Below are 17399 nucleotides of genomic sequence, written 5' to 3' on the forward strand. Positions count from 1 at the left end.
ATATTACGTAATTTCATTTTCAACTATTTCCTTCTAAAATTTTGAAATTTTATTATAAAAACTTTGTCTTAAATTTACCTTAATAAAAAATTGAAAGAAATAAGATTCCTCTTATCTCTTTCAATTTTTTATTACATATACCTTTTTACTTGGCAACTCCAAACAATTTAGCTGACCACCATACACAGCCCCGCCATCAATTCCAATAATACGATTACTACCAAAATACACTCCGCAATCCTCACTACTATGAAGCGTTTTTGTTTCCGTATGCCCAAATACAACAACCTTTTCACCGCTATATCCATTATGAAATTCATTACGGATCCACATTAACGTATATGGTTCAGATTCAGAAACTCGTTTCATCGGCTCAACCCCAGCATGTACAAATATATACTCTTCTGTTTCAATGTAATGATCTAATTCTTGAATAAACTTTATATGTTCCTCTAATACAGAAGATTGTAAAATCGGTTTTTGGAAGTCTTTCTCATTAACCACAATATCTTCTTCTAGAAATCCATAACTATATAATGTCTTATCTCCACCATTTCTTTTTACCCAATGGTTCCATGAACGTTCCTCATTTGTCGTTAACGCCTTAATCATCATATCTTCATGATTTCCTTTTAAAATGAGAGCTCCCTCTTCTTTCAATTCTTTTACCTTTTCAATTACAGCACGCGCATTTGGACCACGATCTACATAATCTCCCAGTAAGATTAATTGATCCTGTTTCGCATCATATTGAGCTTCTTTCAACAACTGTTCGAACTTTTCTATTTCTCCATGAATATCACTAATAACAAGAATTCTTTTCATATTATCCCCCCTCTTTCTAATTATAGTTCAAAACAACGGAAAATTCCGAATCTTAACCTTGAATTAAATTTATCTCGCATTAACGGGCAGTAAGACCCCCACCTCAAAATTCAGCAGAAGCAAAGAAGTTAGGTGGGGGTAGGGCTGCCCGTAAAAGCCCGATTGGTGAGGGCTAATAATCATTGGGGGATGAAGAAAAGCCCCATTGATTAAAGTTTCACTTTATTACAAACTAAACTATTATCCTTACAACAATGTAAGTCTCTTGTCATCCAATTCGATAGTTGTAATTACTGTATCTCCTTATACTGAGAGTAAGAAATGAAACAAAAAACAAGGAGAGATGAGAGATGAAAAAAGTAATGGAAGTTGTAGTAGCGATAGTAGAGGTTTTCGTAAATGGTAAACAAGTCGCAATGGAGTTGAATAAATAATGAAAAGGACAACATTCACTCTAGACCCTTTACTCATATAAAAGAGATAAGACTTCATCATTTCTTTGATCCCTTATCTCCCTATAAAGAAAGCCGTATCCCTTTTAAGGATACGGCTTTCTCTTATTTTTGACTCGTACGAGCTGAAATGCTAATTGCTCTATCTGTTGCTTTGGCAGCTTCATCTAACGCCTCTTTACTATTCTTTCCGTCATACATTGCTTCCAATGCTTTTACAACTGCATCTCGTGATTCTGGGAATACACTAATTAAAGCACCTTGTGTTGCTGGAGATTGCTTCGTCGCTTGCAGTTGATCTACTGTTACTTTCAACTGTGGATATTTTTCATATTGCTCTTTTACTAACGGCTCATTATATGCATCTGGATTAATTGAGAAATAGCCTGTTGCCGTATGCCATTTCGCTTGTACGTCTGGCTTCGTTAAATATTTCATAAAGTCCCAAGCACCTTGTTGCGTTTCTTCTGAAACCATATTCGTCATCCATAATGATGCGCCTCCAATGACAACACCATTTTGTTTCGAATCCTCTGGATATGGAATATATGAAACACCTACATTAAACTTAGATGCATCAATTAAATCACGAACACCTGCTGAAGAATCTAAATACATAGCAACTTGTCCAGACTGGAACGCAGCACGAATATCATCCCAACTTGCTCCATACTTTCCAAGTGCGCCAGCTTTATTTAAATCATCTAACATTCCAAATACTTTCTGTCCTTCTTTACCGTTAAATACCGCCTTCTTTGCAGCATCTTTACGGCCGTTTTCGTTATTTACATATAAAGCACCTTGTGTCGCTAACAACTCTTCAAAGAACCAACCATAGTTAAGCATGGAGAATCCATATTGTTTTACATTTCCGCCTTCTTTAATCGTTAACTTTTTCGCTGCTTCTTGTAATTCCGCATATGTTTTTGGAGCTTTCTCTGGATCTAAGCCCGCCTTTGCGAAAGCATCTTTATTATAAATTAATACTGGTGTAGATGAATTAAATGGCATAGAATACATTTTTCCATCAACTGAATAATAATTTGTAATTGCTTTTTCTAATTTTGACGTATCGTACTTATCTTTTTTTATCCAGCTATCAATTGGTGTGATTTTTTTGCTATCAATCATATATTTCGTTGTAATTTCACTCGATTGAACAAGAGCTGGCGCTTCTTTCGTTGCAGACATCGTTCTAAATTTCGTTAAAGACTCTTCATATGTCCCTTGGAACTCTGCCTTTATCTCGTATTTATTTTGCGACTTATTATAGTCTGCAACAAGACCCTCTAGTACTCCTTGTGTTTTTCCACCCATCGCATGCCAGAAGCGAATTACTGTTTTATCACCATTTTTTTCAACTGGTGCTACTTTTGCCTGTGCTTCAGGTTTTCCCTCTGTTTTACTATTTGAACAAGCGACACTAGATAATGCCATTGTTGCTACCATTAATAGAGCAGCACCTTTTTTTACTAGATTCATTTAAATCTCACCTTCTCTTAATTATTTAATTGCACCTTTTGTTAATCCTTGTTGTAATTGCTTTTGCCCTAAAAATAGTAAAATCAATGTTGGAATAACGATAACCGTAACACCGGCCATTACGCTTCCCCAATCAGTTGCAACTTCTTGAGACTGAAGCTGCTTCACACCGATTTGCACTGTTCTTACTTTTTCATCAGTGGTCACTAAAAGTGGCCATAAATACATATTCCATGTTGTTAAAAAGCTATATACTCCAAGCGTAATAAAACTCGTTTTACAATACGGAATTACAACGCTGAATAAAAACCTTACATTTCCAATCCCTTCAATAAACGCAGCTTCTTTTAGTTCATTCGGAAGTGTCATAAAATGTTGACGTAACAAGAAAATACCGAAAGCTGTTGCAAAAAACGGCACTGTCATCCCGGCGAAACTATTGATCCAGCCAAAGTTTTGAATCGTTAAAAAGTTAGGCACCATCGTTGCTTCCCACGGAATCAGCATCGTTGAAATAAACAGGAAGAAAATTAAGTTTCTCCCTTTAAACTGAAGAAAAACAAAAGCATAAGCTGCTAAACTTGATACGATAAGTTGTCCAATCATAACGACTGTCGATACAATTAAACTGTTATATAAGTATGTAAAAAGTGGTACTTTTTGAAAAATATTAATGAAATTATCAAAAGTAAACTGGGTCGGAAATAACCTTCTCATTTGAATATCGTCTGGTGTCATAAAACTTATTAAAAATGCATACAGTACAGGAAAAAATACCATTACTGCACTAATAATGAGCAGCATGTATAATAGGAAATTTTGTTTCCACTGTTTAACAATCATTTATAATGCACCTTTCTCTCAGCAAACTTAAATTGAAGTAATGTAGCAACGAAAATGAAAACAAATAATACCATCGCTTGTGCACTTGCTGTTCCAAATTGATGATTCACAAACGCCTCTTTGTAAATCGAGTACACAATCAAATTCGTTGCATCATTCGGTCCACCGTGCGTTAAAATATCAATTTGTCCAAAACTTTGGAACGCACTAATTAACGTTACGGTTACAATAAAGAATAAAGTTGGCGATAGCATCGGTAATGTAACACGGCGAAGCTTATATAAATAACTAGCACCATCTATAGATGCACTCTCATATAAAGACGTATCGATATTTTGTAAACCACCTAATATAACTAAAAATGCAAACCCTGTATTCACCCAAACTGTTGTAACTGATACAGAGAATAGTGCCCAGTCCGGACTCGTTAACCATGCGATTGCAGGAAGATTCATAGCGGCTAATATATTATTAAATAATCCTACACTTGGATGAAATAAAAATAGCCAAATCACTGCACTAGCAGCTACTGATATTCCCATCGTCGAAGAAAACAGAACTCGGAATAACCCAATACCTCTTACCTTTCCATTTGCAATCAATGCAAGAAACAAAGCAAATATAATACTCGTAGGCACTGTATATAAAACAAATAGTAAAGTTGATTTTATACTTTTGTAGAAGGCTGGATCAGAGAATAAATATTGATAATTTTCTAAGCCAACGAAAAGATTAGCTTCTCCATGTATATCGGTTAAATAAAAACTATAGTAAATCGTCCTAAACAATGGATAGAACAGAAAAATCGAAAATAGCAAAATAGATGGCGCCAAAAACAATAATCCTATTCTTAAATCTTTCGTTCTCCCCCATAATTTTTTCTTTTTTGACACCTTTGTTTGAACTGGTAACTTACTTACTTCGATCATTATTTCGCCACCACTTTCAACTCTTCTTCAGCTACCACTTTTAAGCGTTCATTCGTGTTTTCGTTAAAGAAGCATAACTTTTCTTGCGAGAATAATAATTTTACTTTGTCACCTTTGTTCAAGAGTAACTGTCCGATGACTTTCGCACTCCAAATTGTTCCATTTACCGCAAAGTTTAATATAGATTCATTCCCTAATACTTCTACAGATTGCAGCGTCACTTCTTGTCCTTCCTCAGACAGTGCAATATGCTCAGGACGCATGCCTATACGAATTATTCCTTCTGGTAATTGCTTTAACTGTCCAATAGATAATGGAATTTGCAATTTCCCTATATGTAATACACCTTTTTCTTTATCCACTTCTCCATCATTTATATTCATAGAAGGAGAACCTATAAAGCTTGCAACAAATTCGTTTGCTGGTTCGTTATATATGTCAAGTGGTGTTCCAACTTGCTGTATACTTCCTTTATTTAAAACCATAATACGATCTCCCATAGTCATCGCTTCTATTTGATCGTGGGTAACGTAAATCATCGTAATTCCTAATCGCTGCTGAATTTCTCTAATTTCAATTCTCATTTGCGCACGTAATTTCGCATCTAAATTCGAAAGTGGTTCATCCATTAAACAGATTGGTGCTTGACTCACGATCGCCCTAGCAAGCGCAACACGCTGTCTTTGTCCGCCTGATAATTGGCCTGGTTTCATTTTCACATACTCTTTCAGTCCTACCATTTCAATAGCTTCCATTAATCGCTTTTGTCGCTCTTCTTTTTGTACTTTTCTTACCTTAAGTCCAAATAAAATATTTTCTTCTACAGATAAGTGTGGATATAATGCATAATTTTGAAATACCATTGATAGATTACGGTCTTTCGGCTCTAGATCATTTGCAACACGTTCATTAATAATTAAATCTCCCGAAGAAATCTCTTCTAAGCCAGCGATCATTCGTAATAATGTGCTTTTCCCGCATCCCGAAGGTCCAACTAAAACAAAAAATTCGCCCTTCTTAATATGAACCGATACGCCTTTAACCGCTGTCTCTTCTGCATTTTTATATACCTTTGAAACATTTTTCAATTCAATCACAAGGTTGCACTCCTTTTTTCTTCATGTATCCATACTTCATAATGACTTGTTGAAATCGCACTTGCTCCTGCACGAATTGCAATTTCCGCATCTTCTCGCGTTTGAATCAGCCCGCCTGCAATAATAGGAAACTCTATTTCCTCTGCTAGCTGTTTAATTATAGAAGGCATAATCCCCGGCATAATCTCTACTGCATTTGGTTTAGTCGTTTTACAATTTTCAATTGATTTAGTAAGGGATAAAGTATCTACAATAAAAATACGTTGAATTGTTTTCAATCCAATTTTATTAGCATTTCGAATTGTCGAACCCTTTGTTGAAATAATACCTTGTGCCCCGATAACATCTTCAATATACAAAAGTGCTTCCTCTGTATTCGTATTTAAGCCTTGTATAAAATCACAATGAAGAAATACATCATGTCCATGTTTCTGCAATTCATATACACGCTCTGGTAATTCCAGCATTGAACCAGTCATAAGAAAAACTGTTTTCGGCAATTTTTTGTATGCTTTGTATCCTTTCCAATCCTTTATCATCGCAATATAAGATTCTTTAAACATTCATTCCACCTAACTGTTCTATTTTTATCCAAACTAAAAACACCTACTTACATAGAACGCCTTTCTCCTTATTTGAACTCTAGAGAATAGAGCACACCTAAGAAAGTGGCACATTATATGTAAGTGGGTGTTCTCAAATGTTCTCTACCCTAGTTATTTTGTTACCTTTACTATATTACGCATTTATTAAGTCAGTTTTGATAGATTGTTAATTAGGTGTTAACCGAATGTTAATATTCACCATATCACTATTTACATTAATCTAGATATTAAAATATAAACAAATAGAACGAAACAATACTTAAAATTCAATCAATATGTAAATTCATTCCATAGTTAATTAGTTTTAGTTTTCTCGCAACTGCTTGTGAAGCATAATTATCCCAAGAAGTACTATAAAGTGGAATGCGTTTTTCTTCTTGTAATGATATCGCCCAGGCTGTAACAACATCAGTACCATATCCGTTCCCTTGAAACTCCGCTAAAGTTTCCACACTTGCCTCAGCAGCTACGGGCGTACTTCTGGCACTGCAACAAACAGAAACTACCTTTTCATTTTTTACAATTGCAAAATAAGGTTTCCTCCATTCCATCTGTTCTATTAGATTAGGAAAATTTTCTCGCAAAAGCTCTCTATTCTTCTCAGTTATTTGTATTGTTCTAGTCGGCTTATGTAAATTACTATGAAACATGAAAGCAGGACCCATCCAAATATTTTTCACTGTTCTTTCTTCATTTAATACATTAATAATCTTTGCTATCTCTATATGCTTTGAAGGTTCTTGAATTAACTTCTCAATCTTACTTACCGTTTCATCATCCACATTACAATGATATCTCGTTATACTCCCTTCACGAGTTCTGCCAAGAAAAAAACGTGGTGCTTTCGGATTTCCTTGTTCATTTACATATTTCATTTTTCCGACTTGATTATGAACAAACAAAACCTCTACCTGAATTACTATTAAATCAAGTTCTGAGAGCCTCATTTTTATCCTCCTTATTTACTCCATATACCATCCATTCATAATCTATTTTTCATGTTCAAAACAAAAATCCCATTCAAATACACATTACTGAATCCATCATACTAACTGATTTCTTCATTCTGTCTATCTAAATGGGATTATTTTTCGTTTTTTACTCTACTGGTTGTTGTGGCTGTACTACTTCATTTGCTCCAGCTACCCTCAACATATTTACAATATCTTTAAAACCTCTTTTTTCAGCGTATTGCAGTGGCGTCAGATGTTCCTTGTTAGCCATATTTACATCTGCACCGTGATCAATAAGCAATTGAATTACTTTCTTATGGTTTTCACTACCATTTCCTAATACAATTGCTTCTAATAGCGCTGTTCCACCACGTTCATTTTTATAATTCACATCAATATCTGTATGCTCTAATAATTCTTTAACAACCTCTACATGGCCACGCTCAGATGCAGAAATAAGTGCTGTTCCACCTGACTTAGTCGTTTCTTTCGTATTAACTCCTGCATTAATTAATACTTTTACAATATCCGTATATCCTTCTCTACTTGCATAAAGAAGTGGATTACTTTTTTTCTCATCTTTAATTTCAATATTAGCACCTGCACCAATTAATGCTTTAACTGTCTCTACATGATTTTGGTACGTCGCTGCAAGGACAGGCGTTTCTCCGTTGTCACCTTCTACGTTTATATTCGCTCCATCCTGAATCAACTTCATAGCTGTCTCTGTGTCTCCAAGAGTAGCTGAAAGTAACAACTGTTTGTCCATTAAATTTATACTTTTCTCTTCTTTAGATTCTTCCTGTTCTTTATGCTTCTCTTTTTTCTTTTCATTTTTCACATGAACCGGTTTCGATTCTGGTTCTTCTTGCTTATCGCAAGCCACTACCGTCATTAAAAGTCCTAATAAAATACATAATAAAATTTTTTGTTTTCTCACAACTACAGCTCCTATGAAAGATAATGTTTTCTTAACCATTCCTCCATCACATACAATAACTCTTCTTGAGTACATTTATCCATAAGCCCTTTAGATTCCTTCTTTAATCAGATTATCTTAAGCTTATACTATGTTTCTCAACCTATTGAAATGATACGCCTGATGGCCCCATCATTAACATTATGAAGCAATTAGTTTAGCACGTTTTTACCGCATTTGTATACATTTCTAAAAAGTACATAAAGTGAAACTTTAATTAGTGGGGGTTTTGTTCATCCACCACTAATTATTAGTTGAACCAATCGGGCTTTTACGGGCAGTTGATCTCCACCTAAATTCTTTGCTTTCACTAAATTTTGAGGTGGGGATCTTACTGCCCGTTAATGCGGGATAAATGATTGCTTTAGGTTACTATATTCCATTGTAACCGTTCTTCTAAAAATTTTACACCTTTTCTATATTTGCACCTGAGTAATAATAGAAAAAGACAACTATATAGTTGTCTTTTTCTATTATTAATGATGTCCACCATGATTTCCTGCTTTCGGTTTCCCCATCATCTCTTTATTCATTTCCCATTTATGCTCTGCTAACTCTTTATACGAAAGAACTTTGCCCTTATAGTTAGATACAAAGCTCTCTGCATCTTTTTTATTTTTAAATGAAATGACATTATAAGCCATCGGTGTCGTTATTGTTTTATCATATACGTAAGTAGCGTCTTCTAACGAAATCCAATCTTTCGAATCATAATCTCGAACAAATTTCTCTTTCGTCTTTTCATCTGAGTTGATCTCCATCCATTTATACATACAACCGATATCATCAAACTTTAACGCTTTTCCATTTTCTAAAATAATTTCTGTTGCAAATTGATTATCTGTTACCCCAATTTGACAAATATCACATTTATCATGTTTCTCATCAATGGCAACAGCTGCTGTTTCCTTTTTCCCACACCCGACTACTGTAAATATGAAACATAAACATATAGCAAGTACAACATATTTTACTTTCATCAATATTCCTCCCTAGAAACCGTATACTTCACGAAAAGAATACCAAAAGGTTGTGTGAGATTTGTGAAAAAACAATGTGCTTTTTGTAATATAGGAAACAAAAAAAGATGTGTAGTTATTTCTACACATCTCTCATCACTCGCAGCCTGTAATTAACAAATCATCTTCTAACTTAACTAATAATGTATCCGCACTAATTTCCTGTCCAACTTCTACATTTACCAATCTTATATTTCCACTAATCCCGACTGCAATTTTTTTTAGCTCACCGTCATTTTTTCGGATCATCAGTAATTTTTCCCATTCATATACGTAAGAAGATTCATTAATAAAAATCTCCTCTACTTTTCCTTCATAAGAGCTATAAATCTCTTCAATTCTCGTTTTCATATAACATCTACTCCCTATTTCACACTTCACTATTTTCATCTTATTCTACCATTCTTACGAGGAGCAGCTTACTTTTTAAAAATTCAAATTAACTACCGTGAACAAAATGAACAAAATAAAAATTATGCTTCTAATGATGTTATTTTTCAAATTATTTACCATTTGAATAGATGCTTTTATTATAAATAAAAAACCTTTTTCTGAATTTTTATTCTATTTTGAAAGCGCAATCATTCTTTTGAGGGGGAAATTACATGTTAGCACTACTTGGATTTGCGATGGTATTTGTCTTTATGTTTTTAATTATGACGAAACGTATGTCAGCGCTAGTAGCATTAATATTAATTCCGAGTGTTTTTGCATTAATTGGCGGATTCTATGCCAATATGGGGCCTATGATGTTAGAGGGAATTCAAAAATTAGCACCTACTGGTATTATGCTTATGTTCGCTATTTTATATTTTGGGATTATGATTGATAGCGGTTTATTCGATCCTGTCATTAGTAAGATTTTAAAATTTGTAAAAGGAGATCCTTTAAAAATCGTTGTCGGAACGGCTATATTGACTATTATCGTTTCTCTAGATGGTGACGGTACAACAACATACATGATTACAGTTTCCGCAATGTATCCACTATATAAGCGCCTTGGAATGAACCCCCTCATATTAGCTGGAGTTGTTATGTTAGGGGCGGGGGTAACAAATCTTACACCTTGGGGTGGACCCACAGCTCGTGTTATGAGCGCACTTGGGCTTGATGCTTCCGAATTATTTACACCTCTTATTCCAGGAATGATTACTGGTGCAATTTGGGTTGTTTTCGTTGCCTACTATCTTGGAAAAAAAGAAAGAAAACGTTTAGGAATTATGGATGTACAGTATTTAAAACAAATGCAAACAATGGATGAGCAAGCTGCAACTGTCGAAGCCGCAGTACATAAACGTCCTAAACTTCTATGGATTAACTTTTTATTAACCGCTACATTACTTGTCTGTCTCATACTAGAAGTTATGCCGTTACCTGTTTTATTTACAGTCGCTTTTGCTATTGCTGTTATGATTAACTATCCAAACTTAGAACAACAGAAAGAACGTATTGCTTCTCATGCAGGGAATGTATTAGCAGTTGTTTCTCTCGTATTTGCTGCCGGTATTTTCACTGGTATTTTATCCGGAACAAAAATGGTAGATGCGATGGCTAACAGTGTAGTAACTCTTATACCAGATGTACTTGGACCACAATTGCCAATTATTACAGCTCTTCTTAGTATGCCATTCACATTTTTCATGTCTAATGATGCATTTTACTTCGGGGTATTACCTATTTTGACGAAAGCTGCTGCTACTTACGGAATTAGTGCAGCTGAAATGGGACGCGCTTCCTTACTTGGGCAACCCGTTCACTTATTAAGTCCTCTTGTCGCTTCCACTTATTTATTGGTCGGAATGGCCAAAGTTGATTTCGGTGAACATCAACGCTTCACTTTATTGTGGGCCGTTGGAACGACAATGGTTATGTTAATTACCGGAATTGTAATTGGGATTATTCCAATATAAGATGCAAAAAAACAGTAGAAGAAATAAAATCCTCTACTGTTTTTTATTATGAAGAAGCAAGAAAATAACGTCTCTCCGGTCTCCCAACACTTCCATATATTAGCTCTGCGTGGACTTTCTTCCCAGATATCAAATACTCTAAATAGCGCCTTGCCGTTGATCGGCTTACTCCAATCATTGAGCTTAACATTTCTGCTGTAATCCCTTCTTCATTAACTGTTAACATATGCTTTTTTACTTTCGCTAAAGTATAAGGATCTATCCCTTTCGGGGCATATTCTATTTGATCTCCCTTCACACCTCTTTGAGACCATAAATATTCAATTTGTTCCGTAGATAATTGATTGTTCTTCTTTAACTGTATAATCTTTTTTTGATAGCCTTCTAGACTTGCTTTAAATCGATCAAACATTAGTGGCTTTACGATATAATCTGTTACTCCGCCCCGCAGGGCGTGCCTCACTACATCTGTTTCCGATGCCGCTGTAATCATAATGATATCTGTATCGTGCAAATGATTCCTAATATATGTGACAAGTTCCGTTCCCTGCATATCAGGTAAGTACACATCTAATAACACGAGCTGTGGCTTCACAAGCTCTAGCCATTCTTTCGCTTGTTCTCCAGTCGTTGCCGTTCCAATTACTTTAAATCCCTCAATTTTTTCAGTAAAACGACGATGAATGTCAGCAATCCGAATATCATCTTCTACAATTAATACTTCAATCTCCTCACCCATTACTATTCGCCTCTCTCTTTCGGTAGTGCAATAATAAATAACGCACCACCTAAATCCCCTTTTTCAATTGCAATACTTCCATTTAAATCTTCTACTAACTCTTTCACTTTTGCTAATCCATATCCTCGCTCTCCTCCTTCTTTCGTCGAAAAGCCTTTATAGAATATGCTAGTAATTATTTCATCATGAATCCCTTGCCCTGAATCTTCCACTTCAATTAATATTTCTTCTCCAATATCAGTTACAAACATCCTTACTTTCCTATCATTCTCTTCATTTTTTTCAATTGCTTCAAATGCATTCGTAATTAAATTCCCTAAAATAGAAACGACATAATTACTCTCAATATGTGGACTTAATTTGTCTAAACCACTTTCTCTATCTAGCATAAAATCAATCTTCAACTCTCGTGCTCTATTATAAAATCCAATTAAAATTCCACCTAGCCATGGATTTTGAATCCGCTTCATAATAAATTGAACAAAATCTTGATATACCGCTGTTTCCTTATGAATAAGCTCTAAAGCATCTTCATATGATTCTAATTGGATAAGACCCGAAAGCGTATACAATAAATTATTATATTCATGCGTTTGCGCCCGCAATGCCTCTGTATATTGCTTCGTCTGGGACAATTCTGCTGTTAACTGATCCATTTCAGATTTCAAACGTAAGCTCGATACAACGCCAGTTACTTTATTCTTTACTTTAATAGGTAGACGGTTCGCAATAACAGCCTGTCCTTTTATATTTAATTGGCGGTCAAACTGTTCTTCACCAGTTTGAAATACATCTAGTATCGTTGAATTAGGAATTACATTTAAAATAAATTCCCCAATAATATTTTGTTGTTTATTTAGCGAAAGAATATCATAAGCTGCTTGATTGACTAAACTAATCATGCCATTTTTATCGATTACAATAATCCCTTCACGTACAGATTGAATCACTGTACTATGCTCTTCATATAAAGATGAAATTTCTTCTGGCTCCATCCCGAACATCATTCTTTTTATACTTCCCGCTAAATATATAGAGCCGATTACCCCAATTAAAAGACCTATTACTGTAATCCAAAATACACGCTTTCCATACACTTCTACTGCTCCATGAATATCAGCCATTGAAAACCCAACAGACACCACACCGATAATTTCATTTTCCTGGTTACGGATTGGGACTTTCCCACGCAATGAAGGGCCTAACGATCCATTAGCTTTCGAAACATAAGATTTCCCTTCTAATAAAACGCCTTTATTATCTCCGCCAACCATTTTTTCTCCTATTTTATCTCGCTCAGGATGCGCATAACGAATCCCCTCTTTGTTTCCAACTACAATAAAGTCAGCTTCTGTATCAATTCGAATTTTTTCTGCGATTGGCTGAATAATAGAAGCTGGATTTTCTTTTTGAAAAGCTTCCTGAATTTCTGGTATCGCAGCAACTGTTTTCGCAACATGCAAGGCCCTTTTACCAATTTGCTCTTCTACTGTTTCAGATAATATGTAAAAAAATAAATAACTTGTTAGCAAAAGTACAACAAGAATAAGTGTACTAATAGTTAATGTAATTCTCGGTTGTAGTTTTAATTTTTTCAATGTCAAAACCATTCCCCTAACATAATTAAAGATAGAATTTAAAGAAAATACAGTTTTTTATTATCATAACACGCTTACTATATATTTCTTTCTTTTTTATCTTCATAAAAAAAGAAACGAAGCATAAGCACTACTTCGTTTCTTAACAGTTTATTATTATATTTTAAACTTACCAATCATCTCTTGTAATTCTTCTGCCATTTGTGATAAATGAACTGCTGCTGCATTTATTTCATCTACTGAAGCTAATTGTTCCTCAGAGGAACCAGCAATATTTTGAACGCTTGCCGCATTTTCTTCAATCGTAGCTGCAATTTCATTAATAGATGCACTTACTTGCTTTGCATCTACCGTCATTTGTTTTGCTACATCTACCATGCTATCAATTTGTACAACTGTATCATTTGTAGACTTCAATATTTCGGCAAAGCTTTGCTTCGTTTCATTTGCAACTACAAGTCCTGATTGTACTTCTGTTCCAACTTGATTCATAGAGCTTACTGTTTCTTTTATATCAAATTGAATCTCTTTCACTAGTTTTCCAATTTCCGTAGAAGACTTTCCTGATTGTTCTGCTAGCTTTCGCACTTCATCTGCTACAATTGCAAATCCTCTTCCTTGCTCTCCAGCTCTCGCAGCCTCAATTGCCGCATTTAACGCTAATAAATTTGTCTGTTCTGCAATATGTTGAATCACTTCAAGAATTGCTCCAATTTGTTTCGACTTATCGTCTAACAAACCAATGATTTTGTCTGACTGTGAAACAGAATCATGAATTAATTGCATTTGATTCACAGTTTTTTCAACTAACGTCCCACCATTTTCAGCTTTTTTCTTCGTATACATAGAGGCTGTAGATACTAATGAAGAACTATCTGCAACACGCTGAATTCCTTCTGTAACTTCTTCTAACAATGTTGCTCCTTCTTCAACTTCTTTCGTTTGTATTTCTGCACCACTCGATACTTGCTCTATCGCCTGTGTAATTTGTTCCGTTGCTTCGCTTGTCTGCTTCATACTAGCTGTTAATTCTTCTGAAGATGCTGCTACATGACTTGCTGAAATGTTTATATTGGAAATGACACTATGTAACGATGTAGCCATCTCGTTAAAGCTTTCTCCTAGCTGTCCAATTTCATCTTTAGAATGAACTGTAATTGATTCTGTTAAATCGCCTTCACTAATCTTCTTCGATGATATAACAAGTTGTTTTAACGGTTTAATAATAGACGCAATAATGAAGTAAATTACAATCCCACCGATTAGTAGCGAAAATCCAAGAACAGTTATTGTTTTATAGAAAATAGGTTCAGCCGCTTCGATAATTTCTTTGGAAGGCATAATTCCTGCTATTTTCCATCCAGTTTTCTTATTCGTTTTAAAAGTGATATTACGATCTTCACCATCTAACGAATAATGAACATCCCCAGCTTCCTGTTTATACAATTCTTTACTAAGTTTCTCTTCTAATTTCTCTCCTGGCTTCAGTGTCGGGTGCGCTACTACATTTTTATCTTGATCAAATATTGCTACATACCCTTCCTTACCGATATTAACCATCTTGGAAGTAGTAACAATATCATTAATGATTAAGTCAATCCCAAGAACGCCACTTTTATCCTCATTTTGTTTTGCTAGTGTAATAACAATATTACCTGTCGTTTTTGACTTATATGGAGCAGTTACAATTACTTCTCCGCTTTTCTTCACTGCCTCTTTATACCAATCTCTTTCTGTAGGATTATATCCATCTGGCATCTGAATAGCTGGTGATTGAATAAACTGTCCATTACTAGATCCTGTATAGATTGCTTCCATTTCTGGATGCAGTTTATTGTATTCTTCTAGTTTATTTTGTATGTTTTGAATTTGATCTGCTTGGTAACTTGATTGTGTGAATAATTTTGTAAAATAAGTTGCATCTATTTTTTTACTATCCAATTCTTTATTAATTACATTATCCAAAATTTTTATATTATCTTTCGCCGAGTTCAAAATCGTTTCATTAAAATTCGTCTTCGCCTGTTGATAAGACGTCCAACCAATTACAATACTTGGAAGAATTAAAATAATAATAAATGATACAAGTAACTTTGTTTTTAAACTACTACTCCTTAATTTCCCTTGAAACATACTTCTACCCCTCCATACCGTTTTAAATGTAATTAATTAACATTTAATCTTTCTATAAAAATAATACAATTTAAATGTATCGATGAGACTCTCTATCTTTTTCTACATCATAAAGAATTGATACATACCTTTTTCATTCTATATAAATTAAATAATTAAAACAATATATAAAAATGTATATTATTCGAAATATTATAATTCACTGAAGAACCTCTAGTATCTCACTTACTAGAGGTTCCTCCCGCTTTACTATTCTTTATCTTTTTCTACTTCTTTTTTCGCATCTTCTACTACAGATACAACAGATTTATCGTTTGATAATTGTTGTACTGCTCCTTTTCCAGCAAATCCTTCTAATAACTCTTTTAAATCAATCCCAGAAGAAGCTTTTAATGTTTCTTGCATCGTTGCCATTAAATCAGTCGCATAACCTGCAACTTTTCCGGCGCCGCTATTTTTACCACCGCCACCTGTATCGACAACTGTAATTTTATCAATGTTGCTAAGTGGGCTTGCAACTTCCTTCGCATAACTTGGAAGCATGTTAAGAACCATATCCATAATCGCCGCTTGGCCATATAACTCAAATGCCTCTGCAATTTTTTGTTTCGCTTCCGCTTCTGCTAAACCTTTTAATCTGATAACATCTGCTTCCGCTGTACCTTGTGCTTTTTGTACTTCTGCTTTTGCTTGACCTTGCGCTTTTTCGATTTCCGCCTTCGCTAAACCTTCTACACGAACTTCTTCTGCACGTGCTCTTGCTTCCGCTTCAATTTTATATTGATCTGCATCTGCTTTTTTCATTTGTTTTACTTTTTCCGCTTCTGCTGATTGTTCAACAGCATAGCGATCTGCATCTGCCTTTTTCTTTACTTCTGCATCATATTGCTTTTCACGACGCGCAATCTCTTTTTCTTCTAATTCAATTTGCTTTTCACGTTCAATGATTTTAACGCGCATTTGCTCTTCTGTAACACCTTGTTGCGCTTTTGCTTGTTGTAATTCATAGGAAAGATCTGCATCTGCGCGAGCTTGTTCTTGATCTCTCTTATAAGATTGTACTTTTAACTCTTTATGTTTTTCAGCTTCAGCGATTTGTGCATCACGTTGATACTCAGCTTCTTTTGCTTCTTTCTCAGCACGAGCTTTTTCAATTCGTGCCTCTTTTTCACGCTCTGCATTTGCAACTGTTGCATCACGCTTAACCATCGCAATTTGTGGCTGACCAAGTGCATCTAAGTAACCGTTCTTATCCATGATTTCTTTAATTGTAAAGGAAACGATGCGAAGTCCCATCTTCTTTAAATCTGTAGAAGCTACTTCATGTACCTTTTGAGCGAATTGCTCTCTATTACTATAGGCATCTTCTACTGTCATAGAAGATAAAATAGCACGTAGATGACCTTCTAAAACTTCTTTTGCTTCTATTTTCAACTCTTCTGTTTCTTTTCCTAAATATTGTTCAGCTGCTGTAGAAACTTCTTCAATGGTAGATCCTACTTTAATAATAGAAACACCATTTACTGTAATCGGTACACCTTGTTTCGTATACGTATCACGTGTTCCCACTTCTAATTTGTAGTTTAATAGACTTAAAGGCTCTGCTCTTTGCATAATCGGAACTACGAAAGTACCGCCACCACGAATAATCTTAATCTTCTTTCCATCATCAGTGGTAACTACATTTTTCCCGCCACCAAGCCAGTTTCCAGTAACAATTAATGCTTCATCTGGTCCAACTGTTCGATACTTTGTAATGAATACTAAAATGAGTAGAATTAAAATTGCGAGTAATACTCCACCGATAATTAATGGAATCGTCATGTAAATTCCCC

At 34.9% G+C, this 17399-nt stretch carries 15 protein-coding genes; 1 reads left to right on the forward strand and 14 read right to left on the reverse strand.

The window, feature by feature from the left end:
• Positions 1-120: 120 nt before the first annotated feature.
• From N2V92_RS04625 to N2V92_RS04670, 10 genes are all read right to left on the reverse strand, one after another.
• Entirely contained in the window at positions 121-825 is a 705-nt protein-coding gene (locus N2V92_RS04625; RefSeq protein ID WP_000821983.1) for a metallophosphoesterase family protein, read from the reverse strand.
• Between the two features lie 557 nt (positions 826-1382).
• Positions 1383-2759, reverse strand: coding sequence for an ABC transporter substrate-binding protein (locus N2V92_RS04630; protein ID WP_001055010.1), 1377 nt, complete (start codon positions 2757-2759; stop codon positions 1383-1385).
• 21 nt (positions 2760-2780) lie between these two features.
• Positions 2781-3602 carry a carbohydrate ABC transporter permease gene (locus N2V92_RS04635; RefSeq protein WP_000635948.1) on the reverse strand — a complete coding sequence of 274 codons (822 nt, stop codon included), beginning with the start codon at positions 3600-3602 and terminating at the stop codon, positions 2781-2783.
• Positions 3599-4531 carry a carbohydrate ABC transporter permease gene (locus tag N2V92_RS04640; protein ID WP_000573802.1) on the reverse strand — a complete coding sequence of 311 codons (933 nt, stop codon included), beginning with the start codon at positions 4529-4531 and terminating at the stop codon, positions 3599-3601. The genes N2V92_RS04635 and N2V92_RS04640 overlap by 4 nt, the downstream gene beginning before the upstream one ends.
• Complete coding sequence (locus tag N2V92_RS04645) at positions 4531-5628, reverse strand: ABC transporter ATP-binding protein (protein WP_000571381.1); 1098 nt, start codon at positions 5626-5628, stop codon at positions 4531-4533. Before N2V92_RS04645 ends, N2V92_RS04640 begins: the two co-directional genes overlap by 1 nt.
• Entirely contained in the window at positions 5625-6191 is a 567-nt protein-coding gene (locus N2V92_RS04650; RefSeq protein ID WP_000472047.1) for a glycerol-3-phosphate responsive antiterminator, read from the reverse strand. The genes N2V92_RS04645 and N2V92_RS04650 overlap by 4 nt, the downstream gene beginning before the upstream one ends.
• A gap of 308 nt (positions 6192-6499) precedes the next feature.
• Positions 6500-7180 (reverse strand): GNAT family N-acetyltransferase, encoded by a 681-nt coding sequence (locus N2V92_RS04655; protein ID WP_001239734.1) that lies wholly within the window; start codon positions 7178-7180, stop codon positions 6500-6502.
• Positions 7181-7331: 151 nt separating this feature from the next.
• Entirely contained in the window at positions 7332-8201 is an 870-nt protein-coding gene (locus N2V92_RS04660) for an ankyrin repeat domain-containing protein (RefSeq protein ID WP_000287334.1), read from the reverse strand.
• A 440-nt stretch (positions 8202-8641) separates the two neighbouring features.
• Positions 8642-9145: a nitrous oxide reductase accessory protein NosL gene (locus N2V92_RS04665; RefSeq protein WP_000865661.1), complete on the reverse strand. Its 504-nt coding sequence runs from the start codon at positions 9143-9145 to the stop codon at positions 8642-8644.
• A 135-nt stretch (positions 9146-9280) separates the two neighbouring features.
• A complete protein-coding gene (locus N2V92_RS04670) occupies positions 9281-9535 on the reverse strand; it encodes a hypothetical protein (protein ID WP_000857376.1) in 255 nt (84 codons plus the stop codon).
• A 254-nt stretch (positions 9536-9789) separates the two neighbouring features.
• Here N2V92_RS04670 and N2V92_RS04675 point away from each other — a divergent pair, with 254 nt between their 5' ends.
• On the forward strand, positions 9790-11094 hold the full coding sequence (locus N2V92_RS04675) for a CitMHS family transporter (RefSeq protein WP_000880470.1): 1305 nt from the start codon (positions 9790-9792) through the stop codon (positions 11092-11094).
• 46 nt (positions 11095-11140) lie between these two features.
• Here N2V92_RS04675 and N2V92_RS04680 read toward each other — a convergent pair whose 3' ends face one another.
• From N2V92_RS04680 to N2V92_RS04695, 4 genes are all read right to left on the reverse strand, one after another.
• Complete coding sequence (locus tag N2V92_RS04680; RefSeq protein WP_000503468.1) at positions 11141-11833, reverse strand: response regulator; 693 nt, start codon at positions 11831-11833, stop codon at positions 11141-11143.
• A gap of 2 nt (positions 11834-11835) precedes the next feature.
• Positions 11836-13443 carry an ATP-binding protein gene (locus tag N2V92_RS04685; RefSeq protein ID WP_033669149.1) on the reverse strand — a complete coding sequence of 536 codons (1608 nt, stop codon included), beginning with the start codon at positions 13441-13443 and terminating at the stop codon, positions 11836-11838.
• A 144-nt stretch (positions 13444-13587) separates the two neighbouring features.
• A complete protein-coding gene (locus tag N2V92_RS04690; protein WP_000486198.1) occupies positions 13588-15564 on the reverse strand; it encodes a methyl-accepting chemotaxis protein in 1977 nt (658 codons plus the stop codon).
• Positions 15565-15813: 249 nt separating this feature from the next.
• Positions 15814-17388, reverse strand: coding sequence for a flotillin family protein (locus tag N2V92_RS04695; protein WP_000154997.1), 1575 nt, complete (start codon positions 17386-17388; stop codon positions 15814-15816).
• Positions 17389-17399 lie beyond the last annotated feature (11 nt).

It is taken from the genome of Bacillus sp. CH_48 (genome assembly GCF_038008465.1).
In the GTDB taxonomy this organism is placed as follows: domain Bacteria; phylum Bacillota; class Bacilli; order Bacillales; family Bacillaceae_G; genus Bacillus_A; species Bacillus_A thuringiensis_S.

Bases quoted from the DNA above. Each gene is read 5' to 3' on its own strand.
- N2V92_RS04625 (WP_000821983.1), bottom strand. From the start codon at position 825: ATGAAAAGAATTCTTGTTATTAGTGATATTCATGGAGAAATAGAAAAG.
- N2V92_RS04630 (WP_001055010.1), bottom strand. From the start codon at position 2,759: ATGAATCTAGTAAAAAAAGGTGCTGCTCTATTAATGGTAGCAACAATG.
- N2V92_RS04635 (WP_000635948.1), bottom strand. From the start codon at position 3,602: ATGATTGTTAAACAGTGGAAACAAAATTTCCTATTATACATGCTGCTC.
- N2V92_RS04640 (WP_000573802.1), bottom strand. From the start codon at position 4,531: ATGATCGAAGTAAGTAAGTTACCAGTTCAAACAAAGGTGTCAAAAAAG.
- N2V92_RS04650 (WP_000472047.1), bottom strand. From the start codon at position 6,191: ATGTTTAAAGAATCTTATATTGCGATGATAAAGGATTGGAAAGGATAC.
- N2V92_RS04655 (WP_001239734.1), bottom strand. From the start codon at position 7,180: ATGAGGCTCTCAGAACTTGATTTAATAGTAATTCAGGTAGAGGTTTTG.
- N2V92_RS04660 (WP_000287334.1), bottom strand. From the start codon at position 8,201: ATGTACTCAAGAAGAGTTATTGTATGTGATGGAGGAATGGTTAAGAAA.
- N2V92_RS04665 (WP_000865661.1), bottom strand. From the start codon at position 9,145: ATGAAAGTAAAATATGTTGTACTTGCTATATGTTTATGTTTCATATTT.
- N2V92_RS04670 (WP_000857376.1), bottom strand. From the start codon at position 9,535: ATGAAAACGAGAATTGAAGAGATTTATAGCTCTTATGAAGGAAAAGTA.
- N2V92_RS04675 (WP_000880470.1), top strand. From the start codon at position 9,790: ATGTTAGCACTACTTGGATTTGCGATGGTATTTGTCTTTATGTTTTTA.
- N2V92_RS04680 (WP_000503468.1), bottom strand. From the start codon at position 11,833: ATGGGTGAGGAGATTGAAGTATTAATTGTAGAAGATGATATTCGGATT.
- N2V92_RS04685 (WP_033669149.1), bottom strand. From the start codon at position 13,443: ATGGTTTTGACATTGAAAAAATTAAAACTACAACCGAGAATTACATTA.
- N2V92_RS04690 (WP_000486198.1), bottom strand. From the start codon at position 15,564: ATGTTTCAAGGGAAATTAAGGAGTAGTAGTTTAAAAACAAAGTTACTT.
- N2V92_RS04695 (WP_000154997.1), bottom strand. From the start codon at position 17,388: ATGACGATTCCATTAATTATCGGTGGAGTATTACTCGCAATTTTAATT.